Source organism: Cellulosimicrobium funkei (assembly GCF_001019615.1).
Taxonomy (GTDB): Bacteria; Actinomycetota; Actinomycetes; order Actinomycetales; family Cellulomonadaceae; genus Cellulosimicrobium; species Cellulosimicrobium cellulans_E.
The window spans coordinates 1-15,966 of the sequence record NZ_JNBQ01000040.1; the positions used below are offsets into that span (position 1 = coordinate 1).

At 74.0% G+C, this 15,966-nt stretch carries 13 protein-coding genes; 8 read left to right on the forward strand and 5 right to left on the reverse strand.

Features of this window, described 5'->3' with window-relative positions:
• On the forward strand, positions 1 to 3,013 hold a 3,013-nt coding region (locus FB00_RS18105), incomplete at its 5' end, for an ATP-binding protein (RefSeq protein ID WP_047234316.1).
• A 72-nt stretch (positions 3,014 to 3,085) separates the two neighbouring features.
• Here the strand turns inward: FB00_RS18105 and FB00_RS18110 are convergent.
• Positions 3,086 to 3,958, reverse strand: coding sequence for an ABC transporter permease (locus tag FB00_RS18110; protein WP_082141486.1), 873 nt, complete (start codon positions 3,956 to 3,958; stop codon positions 3,086 to 3,088).
• Positions 3,955 to 5,016, reverse strand: coding sequence for an ATP-binding cassette domain-containing protein (locus tag FB00_RS18115; protein ID WP_082141487.1), 1,062 nt, complete (start codon positions 5,014 to 5,016; stop codon positions 3,955 to 3,957). The genes FB00_RS18110 and FB00_RS18115 overlap by 4 nt, the downstream gene beginning before the upstream one ends.
• A gap of 709 nt (positions 5,017 to 5,725) precedes the next feature.
• On the opposite strand from FB00_RS18115, the gene FB00_RS18120 reads away from it, so the two are divergent.
• Positions 5,726 to 6,700: a patatin-like phospholipase family protein gene (locus FB00_RS18120; RefSeq protein ID WP_231581928.1), complete on the forward strand. Its 975-nt coding sequence runs from the start codon at positions 5,726 to 5,728 to the stop codon at positions 6,698 to 6,700.
• A 73-nt stretch (positions 6,701 to 6,773) separates the two neighbouring features.
• Here the strand turns inward: FB00_RS18120 and FB00_RS18125 are convergent, their stop codons facing one another.
• The 3 genes from FB00_RS18125 to FB00_RS18135 all read right to left on the reverse strand — a co-directional run bounded on the left by FB00_RS18125 (position 6,774) and on the right by FB00_RS18135 (position 9,569).
• Entirely contained in the window at positions 6,774 to 7,739 is a 966-nt protein-coding gene (locus FB00_RS18125) for a COX15/CtaA family protein (protein WP_082141488.1), read from the reverse strand.
• Between the two features lie 64 nt (positions 7,740 to 7,803).
• A complete protein-coding gene (locus FB00_RS18130) occupies positions 7,804 to 8,610 on the reverse strand; it encodes an ABC transporter permease (protein ID WP_082141489.1) in 807 nt (268 codons plus the stop codon).
• The gene (locus FB00_RS18135; protein WP_047234317.1) at positions 8,607 to 9,569 is read right to left on the reverse strand and encodes an ABC transporter ATP-binding protein; all 963 of its coding nucleotides are present in this window, start codon (positions 9,567 to 9,569) and stop codon (positions 8,607 to 8,609) included. The genes FB00_RS18130 and FB00_RS18135 overlap by 4 nt, the downstream gene beginning before the upstream one ends.
• Positions 9,570 to 9,801: 232 nt before the next feature.
• Here FB00_RS18135 and FB00_RS18140 point away from each other — a divergent pair, with 232 nt between their 5' ends.
• The 6 genes from FB00_RS18140 (at position 9,802) to FB00_RS18165 (ending at position 15,956) form a co-directional block, all read left to right on the forward strand.
• Positions 9,802 to 10,620: a helix-turn-helix transcriptional regulator gene (locus FB00_RS18140; protein WP_082141490.1), complete on the forward strand. Its 819-nt coding sequence runs from the start codon at positions 9,802 to 9,804 to the stop codon at positions 10,618 to 10,620.
• A gap of 104 nt (positions 10,621 to 10,724) precedes the next feature.
• Entirely contained in the window at positions 10,725 to 12,185 is a 1,461-nt protein-coding gene (sufB, locus tag FB00_RS18145) for a Fe-S cluster assembly protein SufB (protein ID WP_047234318.1), read from the forward strand.
• 1 nt (position 12,186) lies between these two features.
• Complete coding sequence (gene sufD / locus FB00_RS18150; RefSeq protein ID WP_047234319.1) at positions 12,187 to 13,440, forward strand: Fe-S cluster assembly protein SufD; 1,254 nt, start codon at positions 12,187 to 12,189, stop codon at positions 13,438 to 13,440.
• Positions 13,437 to 13,781 (forward strand): non-heme iron oxygenase ferredoxin subunit, encoded by a 345-nt coding sequence (locus tag FB00_RS18155; protein WP_047234320.1) that lies wholly within the window; start codon positions 13,437 to 13,439, stop codon positions 13,779 to 13,781. Before sufD ends, FB00_RS18155 begins: the two co-directional genes overlap by 4 nt.
• Positions 13,782 to 13,848: 67 nt before the next feature.
• Positions 13,849 to 14,631, forward strand: coding sequence for a Fe-S cluster assembly ATPase SufC (gene sufC / locus FB00_RS18160; RefSeq protein WP_047234341.1), 783 nt, complete (start codon positions 13,849 to 13,851; stop codon positions 14,629 to 14,631).
• A 29-nt stretch (positions 14,632 to 14,660) separates the two neighbouring features.
• Positions 14,661 to 15,956 (forward strand): cysteine desulfurase, encoded by a 1,296-nt coding sequence (locus tag FB00_RS18165; RefSeq protein ID WP_047234321.1) that lies wholly within the window; start codon positions 14,661 to 14,663, stop codon positions 15,954 to 15,956.
• Positions 15,957 to 15,966: the final 10 nt, after the last annotated feature.

Below are 15,966 nucleotides of genomic sequence, written 5' to 3' on the forward strand. Positions count from 1 at the left end.
GGGGGCGCTCGTGCTGTGGCACGACGAGGACCCGGGCGCCGACGTGCCCGGACCTGTCGGGCAGGCGCTGCGCGCGGAGGCGACGCGGCTGCGCGACGGGCTCACGGTCGCGCTGCGCTCGGCCGCGGCCGCCGCCGGGGACCAGGAGACCGTCGTCGCGCTCGCGACCGCGGCGCTCGACCGCGACGAGACCGACGAGGACGCCGCGCGCGACCTCATGACGGCGCTCGCGGCGTCGGGCCGGGTGCGCGAGGCGCTCGCCGCGTACGCGCGCGTCCGCCACGCGCTCGTCCGCGAGCTCGGCACGGACCCGGCCCCGGACCTCCAACGGCTCGCCGCCGACCTGCTCGACCGCCCGCCCAGCCCGGGCGACCCGGCACGCTCGCCCGCACGGGACGGCGAAGCGGGCGCGCTCGCCGCGGCCTCCGTGGGAGGTACGGACCCCGCGGCGGGCACGGCCACCGGGGGGCGCGCGACGCAGGTGCGCGGCGTGCGCCTGGCGTCCGACGCGCTCGTCGGACGGGACGACGACGTCGACCGCGTGCGGGACGCGCTCGCCCGGTCCCGGCTCGTCACGGTCCTCGGCCCGGGCGGGCTCGGCAAGACGCGCCTCGCGCAGGAGGTCGCGCGCCGCGCGGCCGCGACCGGGACGGTCGACCTCGTGGTCGTCGTCGAGCTCGCCGGCGTGCGGGCGGACGAGGACGTCGTCGTGGCCCTCGCGGACGGGCTGGGGATCTCCCCGCCCGGACGTACCGGCCGGCTCGCCGACCGCCTCGCGGCGCCGGAGCTGCGCGAGCAGGTGCTCGACCGCGTGCGGGGGCGCGACGTCCTGCTCGTCCTGGACAACTGCGAGCACGTCCTGGACGGCGCGGCGCGCTGGGCAGCCGACCTGCTCGGCGCCGCTCCGCACCTGACCGTCCTCACGACGAGCCGGTCGCCCCTGCGTCTCGCGGCCGAGCACGTGTACCCCCTCGACGCGCTGGGGGCGGACGGCGGCACCGGACCCGCCGTCCGCCTCTTCGTCGAGCGCGCCCGCGCCGTCCGGCCCGGCGCGAGCCTGCCACCCGACGTCGTCGCCCGGCTGTGCGAGCGCCTCGACGGCCTCCCGCTCGCGATCGAGCTCGCCGCGGCCCGCGTGCGCACGATGAGCGTCGAGGACGTCGAGCGGCACCTCGACGAGCGCTTCGCGCTCCTGCGTTCGGGGGACCGGCTCGCCGCCGACCGGCACCGCACGCTCGAGGCCGTGATCGAGTGGAGCTGGAACCTGCTGGCGGAGCCCGAGCAGGACCTGCTGTGCCGTGCGGCCGTGTTCCCGGACGGCTTCTCGGCCGAGGCAGCGCAGGCCGTAGCGGGTGACGCGCCTCCGGGAGGGCTGCTCGGAACTCCCAGGTGGGGAACCCTCGACGCGCTCGACGGGCTCGTCGCCCAGTCGCTCCTGCGGGTCACCGAGGACGACGGCGTCGTGCGGTACCGGATGCTCGAGACCGTGCGGGAGTTCGGCGCGCTGCGGCTGCAGGACGCGGGGACGACGGCGGTGGCGCGCGAGGCGGTGCAGCGCTGGGCGGCCGCGCTCGCGGAACGCTGCGCGGACGCGCTCGTCGGAGGCGACCAGGCCGCCGCCGCGACCGACCTGCGGCGCGAGCAGGAGAACCTCCTCTTCGCGCTGCGCGAGGCGGTCCAGGACGCGCGACCCGGCGTCGTCGTGCGGGTGTTCACGGCGCTCATGGGCTCCTGGCTGCTTCTGGGCATCGAGGACCAGGCCGCCGGGCTCGTGGAGGTCGTGCTCGACTCGGTCGTCGGCTGGGAGGTCCCTTGCGAGGACGTCCAGCCCGCGGCTCTCGCGCTCGCCGCGGTCGCGGGTGCCGGGGCGTTCGCGCGCCCCGAGCTGACCGCCCGGGCGCTGGGGCGACTGCGTCGGCTCCTGCGCCGGCCCGACGTCGGGCCACGCACCCGGGCGTTCGCCCGGCTCCTGACCGTACGCAGCACCGAGGAGATGGAGGCGACGCTCGCGAGGCTGCGGGCCGACGACGACGCGTTCGTCGCGATGCTGGCCGAGTTCACGACGGCCCAGATGGCGGAGAACGAGGGGCGCCTGGCCGAGGCCCGCTCGTGGGGCGCCCTCGCGCACGAGCGGGCGGTGGCCCGCGGCGACGTCGCGGCGCGCGCGACGACGGCGATGTTCCTCGCCTCGTGCGCGAGCGAGGCGGGTGACGCCGCCGACGTCGGGCGCTGGGCCGAGGCCGCGCGCGACCACCTCCGGGCGCTCGGCGCGACGGCGACGTTGCAGCAGCTCGACTGGGTGGAGATGTCGGCCGCGGTGACGCTCGGTGAGACGGAGCGCGCTGAACGGCTGCTCGCGGCGTTCGACGGCGCGGTGGGCGGCGTGGGCTTCGGCGGCGCGGACGTCCCGCCCGACGTGCGCTCCGTCGTCGCGATGGGTCGGGCGGAGGTCGCGGCGATGCACGGCGACGAGGACGCCACCCTCGCGCTCTACGGGGAGGCGGCCGCATCGTTCGACGACGAGGCGCGCTGGTCGCCCTGGTACGTGCTGCTCGTCTCGTCGTGGCTCGTGCGCCTCGCGACCGCGGGATCGGCGCTGGCCCCGGCCGTCGCCGAGGAGCTGCGGGCGCTCGTCCTCGGGATGCACCGGGCGCGCCCGCACTTCGTGGACTACCCGGTCGTCGGGACGTCGTTCCTCGCGCTCGGGGTCGCGTCCGCGCTGGGCCGCGGCGGTTCCCGGGCGGGCGGCTCGGACGACGGCGCCGAGCGTGGCGTCCTGCTCGTCGCGCTCGCGGAACGGATGGGCTCGCGACAGGACCAGCCCTCGCTGCGCCACGAGAACGCCTGGGCGCAGGTGACCGGCGTCGTCGGTCCGGTGCTCGCGGAGCGGGCCCGGGCCGAGGCGCACGACCTGGACCGGGGCGACCTCGCGCGCCGGGGCTTCGCGCTCCTCGACGAGGCGGAGGCCGACTTCGAGGGCGACGCCGGCGGGGACGGGCCCTCCGACGTCTGACGGACGGGGGCGGGGCCGGCACCCGGAGAGGTGCCGACCCCGTGCTCAGGACGTGGCGCCCGGGTCGTGCGGTCAGGCCTTGCGCATGTACGCGCGCACGGTGAGCGGCGCGAAGACCGCGACGATGACCGCGGCACCGACCAGCGAGACCGATGCGTCGGAGCCGAGCGAGCCCGTGTTCGCGAGCTCGCGGACCGCGGTGACGAGGTGCGACACCGGGTTGACGTCGACGAAGCCCTGGAGCCAGCCCGGCATCGTGTCCGGCTGGACGAACGCGTTCGACAGGAACGTCAGCGGGAAGAGCACGATCATCGAGATGCCCTGCACGCTCGACGCGGTCCGGGCGATGACGCCGAAGAACGCGAAGATCCAGCTCACGGCCCACGAGCACACGATGACCAGCAGACCTGCGAGCGCGACGGCACCGAGCCCGCCGTCGGGCCGGTAGCCCATGAGGTAGCCCATCGCGAACGTGAGCGTGGTCGCGATGAGGTAGCGGACCGTGTCCGCGAGGAGCGCGCCCGACAACGGCGCGATGCGCGCGATGGGGAGCGACCGGAAGCGGTCGAACACGCCCTTGTCCATGTCCTCGCGCAACTGCGTGCCGGTGACGACCGACGTCGTGATGACGGTCTGCACGAGGATGCCCGGGATGATGATCGGCAGATAGCTCGTGACGTCCCCCGCGATCGCCCCGCCGAAGATGTACGTGAACATCAGCGTGAAGAGGATCGGCTGCAGCGTCACGTCGAAGAGCTGTTCCGGCGTGCGCTTGATCTTCAGCAGCCCGCGGTACGCCATGGTCAGCGTGTGGTCGGCCGTCGCGCGCAGCGACGTGCGGTCGGACAGCGCGCGGTCGGCGCCCGCCTGGATGCGGGGCCGGGTCGCGGGCGACACGTCGGTCGAGCCGGGAGCCGTGGGGGGAGTCGTGGTCGTGGTGGTCATCGCAGCGCCGCCTCTCGCGTCGCGGCCGCGCGGTCGTCGCGCGCGCCCGGGGTGTCGTCCGTGGAGCGCCGGTCCACGGCGCCGCCCGTCGTGCCGTCGCCGGCCACCGGGTCGGACGCCTCGGCGCCGTGCCCCGTCAGGGTGAGGAACACCTCGTCGAGGCTCGGCTTGTCCATGCTCAGCGAGCCGACCTCGATGCGTGCCTCGCGCAGGCGCACGAGGAGGTCCGTCACGACGTCCGGCCCGGGGACGGGCACGGTGAGCCGGCGAGCCTCGGGGGAGACCGTCGCGGCGAGGCCCAGCGAGCGCTCGACGATCTCGAGCGCGGGCGTCACGTCCGTGGCGTGGATCAGGGCAAGCTGGAGCGACTGGTCGCCGACGGCGTCCTTGAGGTCGTCCGCGGTGCCCTCGGCCACCACGCGACCGCGGTCGATCACCGCGATCCGGTCCGCGAGCTGGTCCGCCTCGTCCAGGTACTGCGTCGTGAGCAGCACGGTCGACCCGCTCGCGACGAGGTCGCGGATCGTCGACCACATCTGGGCGCGCGTGCGCGGATCGAGGCCGGTCGTCGGCTCGTCGAGGAAGATGAGCGGCGGCTGCGCGATGAGGCTCGCCGCGAGGTCCAGACGGCGGCGCATGCCGCCCGAGAAGTTCTTCAGCGGGCGGGACGCCGCGTCCGTGAGGCCGAACGCCTCCAACAGCTCGACGGCCTTGCGCCGGGCCTGCGTGCGCGACAGCCCGAGGAGCCGCGCGAAGATCACGAGGTTCTCCGTCGCGCTGAGCGTCTCGTCCACGGAGGCGTACTGCCCCGTCACGCCGATGAGCTGACGCACCCTGTGCGGGTGCGCGACGACGTCGTGCCCGAACACACGGGCCTCGCCGGCGTCCGGGCGCAGGAGCGTCGCGAGCATGCTGATGGTCGTGGTCTTCCCGGCGCCGTTGGGTCCGAGGACCCCGTAGACGGTGCCGGTGCGCACGGTGAGGTCCACGCCGTCGACGGCGCGGTTCTCGCCGAAGACCTTCACGAGGCCGTGGGCCTCGATCGCGGGGGTGGTCATGTGTCCTCCTGGTCGGTGGGTTCACCACCCAGGCTCGACGCGCGCCCTCGCACCGCGCTGTCAGCGGAGCACCACCCGCTGTCACGCCGCTGTCACGCCAGGGATAACCCGGTCGGCCGAGGTAGAGCCGTGGTTCTTGTGCTCGACGGCGTGTGGCTGGTTTGGGTGGTCGGGGTGGGTGGTGGTGCCGCGTCTACCATCCGCCGCTCGTTCCTCGCGGCTCCCGCCAGGCCCGCCACGACGCGGCACCACCACCCACCCCGCCCGGCTTCGACTCGCCCTCGTCGGCGCTCACCTCGGGCGACTGCCCGTGGTCGGTCCGCCTGTGCCGTGCTGGCCCGCGGGTGGGCCTGACCGTCGGGGCGACCCACCCGTCGTCGGGCACGGTCTGGGCACTTCCTCGGCAGATCACGGCTCTACCCCGGCCAGCCACGGCTCTACCTCGCGCGACCACGGCTCTACTTCGGCAGGTGCGGTTCGTGTCACGCGGGTCTGAGACCCGACTCGCCAGCGTCCTCCCGACGGCCGCAAAGGCCGTGTGCCGGGGCGGTTCGGCGTGCTAGCGTCGGGGCCGATCGTGCACCGAGCCGAGGAGGTGAGTCCCGTGAACGCTGTGTCCGTACCGGGCGCTCCCTCGTTGCCCACGATCGCGCGACGGCCGTAGTCGTCGTCGGGAGCGCTCGCCGCACCATCGCGAGAGGCGACTCCCATGCGCACCACCACACCTTCTTCTGCACCGGGCATCTCGCCCGCAGGTTCCTCGCTCCCTGATCCCGCGGCCACCGACGCTGTCCCGACGGCGGGCGAGCGCGCCCTCGTCCTCGGGGGCGGCGGGTCCACCGGCAACGCGTGGCTGATCGGCGTCGTCGCCGGCCTGGCAGACGCCGGGCTGGACGTGTCCACGACGGCAGACGTGACCGTCGGGACGTCGGCCGGGTCGACGGCGGCGGCGCAGCTCGCCGGCGCGACGCCCGCGGAGCTCTACGCCGCCGCTCTCGTCGCGCCCCCGCGCCCGCAGTCGGGGCCGAGCGGCCCGGCCGCGGGCGGGGACCGCACGCGACAGGCAGCGGACCAGATGGCGCGGACGGCCGCGGTCATCGCCGGTGCCCGGGACGCGGCGGACATGCGCCGCCGGCTCGGGGAGGCGGCGCTCGCGCTGCCCGGGTCGTCGGACGAGGCCGTGCAGTCCCGGTGGCGGGCCACCGTCGCCGCACGCCTGCCGGACCCGTCCTGGCCTCGGACGGCGGTCCTCCTCACCGCCGTCGACGCGCAGACCGGTGAGCCGTTCGTCTTCGACCGGCAGAGCGGTGTCGACCTCGTCGACGCCGTCGCGGCGAGCTGCGCGAGCGGGTTCGCCTACCGGGTCGGGGAGCGGCAGTACCTCGACGGCGGATATCGCCGCAACGAGAACGCGGACCTGGCGGCGGGGCACCGGCGCGTGCTGGTGCTGTCGCCGTTCGGGGGCAGGACGCGGGCGCCGCTGGGCTGGGGCCTCCAGCTCTCGGCCCAGGTCGACGAGCTGCGGGAACGGGGGAGCGATGTCGAGGTGATCGTCCCGGGCGCCGGCGCGGACCACTTCTTCGGGCCTCAGGCGATGGACCTGTCGCTGCGCCCGGCGGCGGCCGAGGCCGGGTACGAGCGAGGTACCGCGCTCGCGGAGCGCGTCGCCGCGCTCTGGCGCTGACTGGCGCCGACTGGCGCTGGCTGGCGCTGACGCAGCGGTGGCCCGGGCCGCTCGGGCCCGGGCCACCGCTCGCTCAGGCGCGGGTGCGGGTCGTCAGGACGACGCGCGTGGAACCGGCGACGAGGAGCGCCGAGCCGAGCATGTGCAGCCCGACGAGGAGCGCGGGCAGGCCCGTGAAGTACTGGACGTACCCGATCAGTCCCTGGCCCAGCGTGATCGCGAGCAGGACCCAGGCCGCGCGGCGCACCTGCTGCCGCCCGCGGCGGACGCTCACGAGGTAGGTGACGAGGACGGCGACGAACACCCACACGGCCCACGCGTGGAGCTTGCTCATGAGCGCGGGGTCGACGGCGAAGCGGTACCCGACCTCCTCGTCGCCGCTGTGCGGTCCCGCCCCTGTGACGATGACGCCGAGGACGACGATCAGCGCCGTCAGCCCGTACAGCGTCCAGGCGAGCGCGCGCGAGCGTGGCGCGACCGTCGGGACGGGCGGCCCGTCGCCCTCGCCGGACCGGTGCAGGAGGAGCAGAGAGACGGAGACGAGCGCGGCCGAGACGACGAAGTGCAGGGACACCCACCCCGGGTGCAGGTGCAGCAGGACGATCACGCCGCCGATGACCGCCTGCGCGGCGACGCCGAGCAGCGGGACGGCGCCGAGGAGCCGGTAGGACAGGACGCGCGAGCGGTCCGTCCACACGAGCACGAGGGCCGCGATCGCGATGACGCTCAGCACCCCGGTGAGCGTGCGGTTCCCGTACTCGACGAACTGGTGGTACGTCGTCTCGGGGTGGAACTTCGCCGCGAACTGCCCGGGCTCGCACTGCGGCCAGGTCGAGCACCCGAGCCCCGAGCCCGTGAGCCGTACGGCGCCGCCCGTGACGATGATGCCGATCTGCGCCACGAGGTTCGCGACGAGCACCGGCCGGGTCCAGCGCCGCAGCGGCGCGAGACGGTCCGGGCGTGCGGCGCCGTCGCCGGAGGCGGCGCCTGCGGGGCTGTCAGCGGGAGCGGGGTCGAGCGCGGGGGGCGGGGTGCTCACGGTCCCACGGTATCGGGACGACCGCGCAGCCCCGGAATCCTGCGGTGTGAGATGTGCCCGGGGCTCAGGTCCAGCGGAAGAGCTTGCCCGCGCCCCAGCCGAGCGCGGCGGTCCAGCCGAGCAGCACGACGACGGAGAACGGCGGCACCGAGCCGTCGAGCAGGGCGCCGCGCATGGCCTCGCCCAGCGCGCCGGACGGCAGCAGGAGCGCGACGTGCTCGAGCGGGCCGGGGAGCTGGTCGGCCGGGACGAGGACGCCTCCGCCGACGGTGAGCAGCACGAGCACGAGGTTCGCCACCGCGAGCACGCCCTCGGCGCGCAGCGTCCCGGCGAGCAGCATCGCGAGCGACGTGAACGCCGCGGTCCCGAGCAGCACGGCGAGCAGGGCCGCGGGGATCCCCGCGGGGTCGGGCTGCCAGCCGAGCGCGAGCGCGACCGCGGTGATGACGACGACCTGCACGACCTCGACCGCGAGGACGCCGAGCACCTTCCCCGCGAGGAGGCCGCCGCGACCCAGGGGAGTCGTCGACATGAGGCGGAGCACGCCGTTGCGCCGGTCGAACGCGGTCGCGATGGCCTGGGACGTGAACGCGGTCGACATCACGGCGAGCGCGAGGACGCCGGGTGTCACGAAGTCGACGCGCGAGGCCCCGCCGGTGTCGAGGTCGACGAACGACGTGAGCACGAGCCCGAGCAGGAGCATCACGGGCAGGATGATCGTCACGAGGAGCTGCTCGCCGTTGCGCAGGATCATGCGCGTCTCGAACGCCGTCTGCGCCACGACGCGGCGCCACGCCGGCGCGGCGAGCTCGGCGGCCGCCAGAGCCTGGCTCTGGCCCGCAGCGTCCGGCGTGGTCGGGGTCGTGCTCATCGCAGGTGCCGTCCCGTGAGGTCGAGGAACACGTCCTCGAGCGTGCGGCGGCCCACCGTGACGCGCGAGGCGAGGACGCCGCGCGCGGCGAGCCACGTCGTCAGCGCCACGAGCGTCGCGGGGTCGGCGGGGCCGGTGAGGGTGTACGAGCCGGGCTGCGGCTCGGCGACGGCCCACGCGCCCGGCGCGGCGCCGACGGGCTGGCCCACCCCGGCGAGCGCGTCGCTCAGGCCGCCGAGGTCGAGCGCCGGCGTCGCCTCGAAGCGGACGGTGCGGTCCGCCGCGCCGTCGGCCCCGGTCTCGAGCAGGTCGCGGGTCGCACCCGCGGCGATGACCTTCCCGTGGTCGACGACGTAGACGTGGTCGGCGAGGTCCTCCGCCTCGTCCATGAGGTGCGTCGTGAGGACGATGCCCACGCCCTCGGCGCGCAGCTCGCGCACGAGCTCCCACACGGCGTGCCGGCTCTGCGGGTCCATGCCCGCGCTCGGCTCGTCGAGGAAGACGACCTCCGGCCGGCCGACGATCGCCGCGGCGAGCGCGAGCCGCTGCCGCTGCCCGCCCGACAGCCGGCGGACGGTCGTGCGCGCGAAGCTCTCCAGCCCCAGGCGCTCGGTGAGCTCGCCGACGTCGCGCGGCCGCGCGTACATCGACGCGACGTGCCGCAGCATCTCCAGCGCGCGCACGCCCGTCGGGAGCCCGCCGTCCTGGAGCATGACGCCGACGCGCGGGCGCAGGTCGCGCGTGTCGGTCAGCGGGTCGAGCCCGAGGACCTCGACCCGCCCGGCGTCGGGGGAGCGCAGGCCCTCGCAGCACTCGACCGTCGTGGTCTTGCCGGCGCCGTTGGGACCGAGCACCGCGGTGATCGTGCCGCGCTCGGCGGTGAGGGACACGCCGTCGACGACGGCACGACCGTCGTAGCGCTTGACGAGGTCGTGCACGAGCACGGCGGGGGCGGGCACCCGGCGATTGTAGGGGGCGGGCCCGCCGCGAACGGCTCCCCGCCCGGCCCGGACCGCACGGGTGTCGTGTACGCCACATTGCGGCGGAACCGGGCTGGTCTGAGGGTCGCCTTGCTTGCGCTGGGGCAATTAGGGAACAACCATGTTGTCTATATCTGTTCTAAAGATCTGTACGCCGTCCAGGCCGGTGCCGCGCGCACCCGAGCCCACCGGGACGCCACGGGAGGTGAGCATGGCCGCAGGATCCGTCCGCCCGGACACGTTGCGCCCCGCCGCTCCCGCGACCGCGCCCACGATGCCCGCCGACGCCGACCGCCGCACGCGCGAGCGCGTGCTCGAGCTCGTGGCGAGCGCGGGTCCCGTGAGCGCCGCCGACCTCGCCGCCACGCTCGGGCTCACCCCCGCGGCCGTGCGCCGCCACCTCGCCCTCCTCGAGGAGGACGACCTCGTCGCCGTGCACGACGCCGGGCACCCCACCGGGATGCGCGGCCGGCCCGCGAGGCGCTACGTCACGACGTCGGCCGGGCAGGGCGCGCTCAGCGGCACGTACGCCGACCTCGCGACCCAGGCGCTGCGGTACCTGCGCGACGTCGCCGGGCCGGACGCCGTCGAGCGCTTCGCCCAGGACCGGCTCGCCGAGCTCGCCGACCGCTACGAGGGCCGGCTCGACGCGGACGACGTCGAGGGCCGGGCCGCCCAGCTCGCGGCGGCGCTCGCGGACGACGGGTACGCGGCGAGCGTGCGCCCGGTCCCCGGCACCTCCGCGGTGCAGCTGTGCCAGGGCCACTGCCCGGTGCAGCACGTCGCCGAGGAGTTCCCGCAGCTGTGCGAGGCGGAGGCGCAGGTCTTCGCCAAGCTGCTCGGCTCGCACGTGCAGCGCCTCGCGACCCTCGCGACGGGCGCGCACGCGTGCACGACCAACGTCCCGGTGGGCCTTCCGGTCCCCGCACCGCGGGCGGCCCGGCCGCTCCGCGACCACGACGGCCATGCGCACGCAGGCCATGACCACGACGTCCGGGCGCGCGGTCGCCCGACGTCGGGCGAGACCTGACCCGAGGGGCGCACCGCCGCCCCGAGGCACGCACGACACCCCCCCCGCACGAACCTTGTACCGACTGCCCCCGCCCGCACACGACGGACAGTGGAAGGACGACCATGAGCGCTCCCACCCAGGACGCCACCGGCACGGCCCAGCCGACCGGTGAGAAGCAGACCGACGACGAGATCATCGCCTCGATCGGTGCCTACGGATACGGCTGGCACGACAGCGACGCCGCCGGCGAGGCCGCACAGCGCGGCCTGTCCGAGGACGTCGTGCGCAACATCTCGGCTCTGAAGAACGAGCCCGAGTGGATGCTGAAGACGCGGCTCAAGGCCCTGCGCCTCTTCGACAAGAAGCCCATGCCGAGCTGGGGCTCCGACCTCACCGGCATCGACTTCGACAACATCAAGTACTTCGTGCGCTCCACGGAGAAGCAGGCCGCCTCGTGGGACGACCTGCCCGAGGACATCAAGGAGACGTACGACAAGCTCGGCATCCCCGAGGCGGAGAAGCAGCGCCTCGTCGCGGGCGTCGCGGCGCAGTACGAGTCCGAGGTGGTCTACCACCAGATCAACGAGGAGCTCGAGCGCCAGGGCGTCATCTTCCTCGACACGGACACCGCGCTGCGCGAGCACCCGGAGCTCTTCCAGGAGTACTTCGGCACCGTCATCCCGTCGGGCGACAACAAGTTCGCGGCGCTCAACTCGGCCGTGTGGTCGGGCGGGTCGTTCGTCTACGTGCCGCCGGGCGTCCACGTCGAGATCCCGCTCCAGGCCTACTTCCGGATCAACACCGAGAACATGGGCCAGTTCGAGCGGACGCTGATCATCGCGGACGAGGGCTCCTACGTGCACTACGTCGAGGGCTGCACCGCGCCGATCTACTCGAGCGACTCGCTGCACTCCGCCGTCGTCGAGATCATCGTCAAGAAGAACGCCCGCGTGCGGTACACGACCATCCAGAACTGGTCGAACAACGTCTACAACCTCGTGACCAAGCGGGCGACCGCGGCCGAGGGCGCGACGATGGAGTGGGTCGACGGCAACATCGGCTCCAAGGTCACCATGAAGTACCCGGCGATCTACCTGCTCGGCGAGCACGCGCGCGGCGAGACGCTCTCGATCGCGTTCGCGGGCGAAGGGCAGCACCAGGACGCCGGGGCCAAGATGGTCCACGCGGCGCCGCACACGTCGTCGTCCATCGTGTCGAAGTCGGTCGCGCGCGGCGGTGGCCGCACGTCGTACCGCGGCCTGGTCCAGGTCCTCGAGGGCGCCTCGCACTCGGCCTCGACCGTGCTGTGCGACGCGCTGCTCGTCGACCAGATCTCCCGGTCCGACACCTACCCGTACGTCGACGTCCGCGAGGACGACGTGTCCATGGGGCACGAGGCGACGGTCTCGCGGGTGAGCGAGGACCAGCTGTTCTACCTCATGTCCCGAGGCATGGAGGAGACCGAGGCGATGGCCATGATCGTGCGCGGGTTCGTCGAGCCCATCGCGCGCGAGCTGCCCATGGAGTACGCGCTCGAGCTCAACCGCCTCATCGAGCTGCAGATGGAAGGGTCCGTCGGCTGATATGACCACCACCACCATTCCCGAAGAGGCCGGTCTGACGACCGACCACTCGCGCGCGCAGGCCGACGGGGCGCACTCCCACGGCGTCGTGCCCCAGGGCTCGCGCGCCGAGCGGCTCACGTCGTTCGACCTCGCCGACATCCCCGTGCCCTCCGGGCGCGAGGAGGAGTGGCGCTTCTCGCCCGTCGCGCGCCTCGCGCCCCTGTTCGACGAGAAGCTCGTCGGGCAGAGCGGGGGCGGCGACGTGCGCGTCACGGTCGTCGAGGCCCCCGAGGTCGAGGTCGCGATCGTCGGTCGCGACGACGAGCGGCTCGGCACCGCCGGCAAGCCCGGCGACCGCACCGCCGTCACGGCGTGGAACGCGTTCGAGCAGGCCACGGTCGTCACGGTGCCCAAGGAGGCCGTCGCGTCCGACGTGACGTCCGTGCGCGTCGAGGGTCATGGCTCCACGCCGACCGCGAGCCACGTGCTCGTGCGCGCCGAGCGGCACTCGGAGGCCGTCGTCGTGCTCGACCACGTGGGGACCGCGACGCTCAACGAGACGGTCGAGATCGTCGTCGAGGACGGCGCGCACCTCACGGTCGTGTCGGTCCAGGACTGGGCCGACGGCGCCGTGCACGCGTCGTCGCACCGCGCCCGCATCGGGCGCGACGCGCGGCTCAAGCACGTGGTCGTGACGCTCGGCGGCGACGTCGTGCGCATCACCCCGGACGCGACGTTCACGGCCGAGGGCGGCGACGTCGAGATGGTCGGCCTCTACTTCGCGGACGCGGACCAGCACCAGGAGCACCGCCTGTTCGTCGACCACGCCGTGCCGCGCTGCAAGTCGCGCGTCACGTACAAGGGCGCGCTCCAGGGCGAGGGCGCGCACGCGGTGTGGGTCGGCGACGTGCTGATCCAGGCCGAGGCCGAGGGCACGGACACCTACGAGCTCAACCGCAACCTCGTCCTCACGGACGGCGCGCGCGCGGACTCGGTGCCGAACCTCGAGATCGAGACCGGCGAGATCGAGGGCGCGGGCCACGCGTCCGCGACCGGCCGGTTCGACGACGAGCAGCTCTTCTACCTCCAGGCCCGCGGCATCCCGGAGGCCGAGGCGCGCCGCCTCGTCGTCCGCGGCTTCTTCGCGGAGCTCATCCAGGAGATCGGCGTCGCGTCGGTCGAGGAGCGCCTGCTCGAGGCGATCGAGCGCGAGCTGAGCAAGTCCATGTCGATCATCGACGGGAGCGCCGAGCCCGCCGAGGCGACGGCGTGACCGCACAGCCCGCCTGCACGACGTCCGACCTCGGCCCGGAGGAGGCGCTCCGCGTCGAGCTCCCGGCCGAGGACGGGCGAGTCGTCGAGGTCGCGGTCATCCGTGACGGCGACGGCGACTGGCACGCGATCTCGGACATCTGCTCCCACGGGGCCGTGTCCCTGTCGGACGGCGAGGTCGAGGGCTGCTTCGTCGAGTGCTGGCTGCACGGCTCGCAGTTCGACGTGCGGACCGGCATGCCGACCGCGCTCCCCGCGATGCGGCCCGTGCCCGTGTACCCGGTGACGGTCGACGGCGAGCAGGTGCTCGTCGACGTCGACCGCGTCGTCGCTCCCACCTGACCCACATCCTGAACCGGCGCGCCGAGCGCGCCCCACGGCTCACCAGAACCTCTTGGAGAAGAACCAGATGTCCACTCTCGAGATCCGCGACCTGCACGTCAGCGTCGAGACCAAGGAAGGGCCGAAGCCGATCCTGCGCGGCGTCGACCTGACGATCGCCAGCGGCGAGGTCCACGCCATCATGGGCCCCAACGGGTCGGGCAAGTCCACGCTCGCCTACTCGATCGCCGGCCACCCCAAGTACCAGGTCACCGGCGGCACCGTGACGCTCGACGGCGAGGACGTCCTCGCGATGAGCGTCGACGAGCGCGCCCGCGCGGGCCTGTTCCTCGCGATGCAGTACCCGGTCGAGGTCCCCGGCGTCTCCGTGTCAAACTTCCTGCGCACTGCGAAGACCGCGATCGACGGCGAGGCCCCCGCGCTGCGTCACTGGGTCAAGGACGTCAAGGGCGCCATGGAGCGCCTGCGCATGGACGACTCCTTCGCCGAGCGCTCGGTCAACGAGGGCTTCTCCGGTGGCGAGAAGAAGCGCCACGAGATCCTCCAGATGGAGCTCCTCAAGCCGAAGTTCGCCGTCCTCGACGAGACCGACTCGGGCCTCGACGTCGACGCGCTGCGCATCGTGTCCGAGGGCGTCAACCGCGTCCACGGCGCGACCGACGCGGGCATCCTGCTCATCACGCACTACACGCGCATCCTGCGCTACATCAAGCCGGACTTCGTCCACGTCTTCGTCGACGGCAAGGTCGCCGAGGAGGGTGGCCCGGAGCTGGCCGACCGCCTGGAGGAGGAGGGCTACGACCGCTACCTCTCGGGCGCCGTCGAGTCCGCCTCGGCCGCCTCGGCCTGAGCGGCAGCACCACCTCTGAGGAGACGACCATGACGACCACCGCGCACAGCTCCCCCCTGACGGCGACCGAGCTCGCCGCCGTGCGGGCGGACTTCCCGCTGCTCGAGCGCACCGTGCGCGGTGGTCGTCCGCTCGTCTACCTCGACTCCGCGGCGACGTCGCAGAAGCCGCAGGTCGTCCTCGACACCGAGGTCGACTTCTACGAGGAGCGCAACGCGGCCGTGCACCGCGGCGCGCACCAGCTCGCCGAGGAGGCGACCGAGGCGTTCGAGGACGCCCGCGCGGACGTCGCGGCGTTCGTCGGGGCACGTCCGGGCGAGATCGTCTGGACCTCCGGCGCGACGGCCGCGATCAACCTCGTCGCGTACGGGATCTCGAACGCGACGCTCGGCCGCGGGGGAGAGGCGGCCCGCCGCTTCGCGCTCGCGCCGGGCGACGAGATCGTCATCACGGAGGCGGAGCACCACGCGAACATCGTGCCGTGGCAGGAGCTCGCCGCCCGCACGGGCGCCGTCCTGCGCTGGTTCGAGGTGGACGACGACGGGCGCGTGCGCGTCGAGGACGCCGCGACGGTCATCACGGAGCGGACGCGGGTCGTCGCGTTCGCGCACGTGTCGAACGTGACCGGCGCGATCACGCCCGTCGAGCCGATCGTGGCCCGCGCGCGCGAGGTCGGGGCGCTCACCGTGCTCGACGCGTGCCAGTCCGTGCCGCACCTGCCGGTGGACCTGCCCGCGCTCGGCGTCGACTTCGCCGCGTTCTCGGCGCACAAGATGCTCGGCCCCACGGGCGTGGGCGTGCTGTACGGGCGGCGCGAGCTGCTCGAGGCGCTGCCGCCCGTGACGACCGGTGGGTCGATGATCGAGGTCGTCACGATGACCGAGTCGTCGTACATGGCGCCGCCGCAGCGCTTCGAGGCGGGCACGCAGGCCGTCGCGCAGGTCGTCGGTTTCGGCGCCGCCGCGAAGTACCTGCACGAGCTGGGCATGGACGGCGTCGCGGCGCACGAGCACGAGCTCGCGGCCGAGCTGCTGCGCATCGGGGAGATCCCGGGCGTGCGGATCATCGGCCCGCGCGAGCCCGAGGACCGGCTCGCCGTCGTGTCGTTCGTCGTGGACGGCGTGCACGCGCACGACGTCGGCCAGGTGCTCGACGACGCCGGCATCGCCGTGCGCGTCGGTCACCACTGCGCCCAGCCACTGCACCGCCGCTTCGGCATCGCCGCGACCGCGCGCGCGTCCGCGTCGGTGTACACCACGCGCGAGGACGTCGACGCGTTCCGGGAAGCATTGGCCGGTGTGCGCGCGTTCTTCTCGGTGGACTGAGAGAGGACCC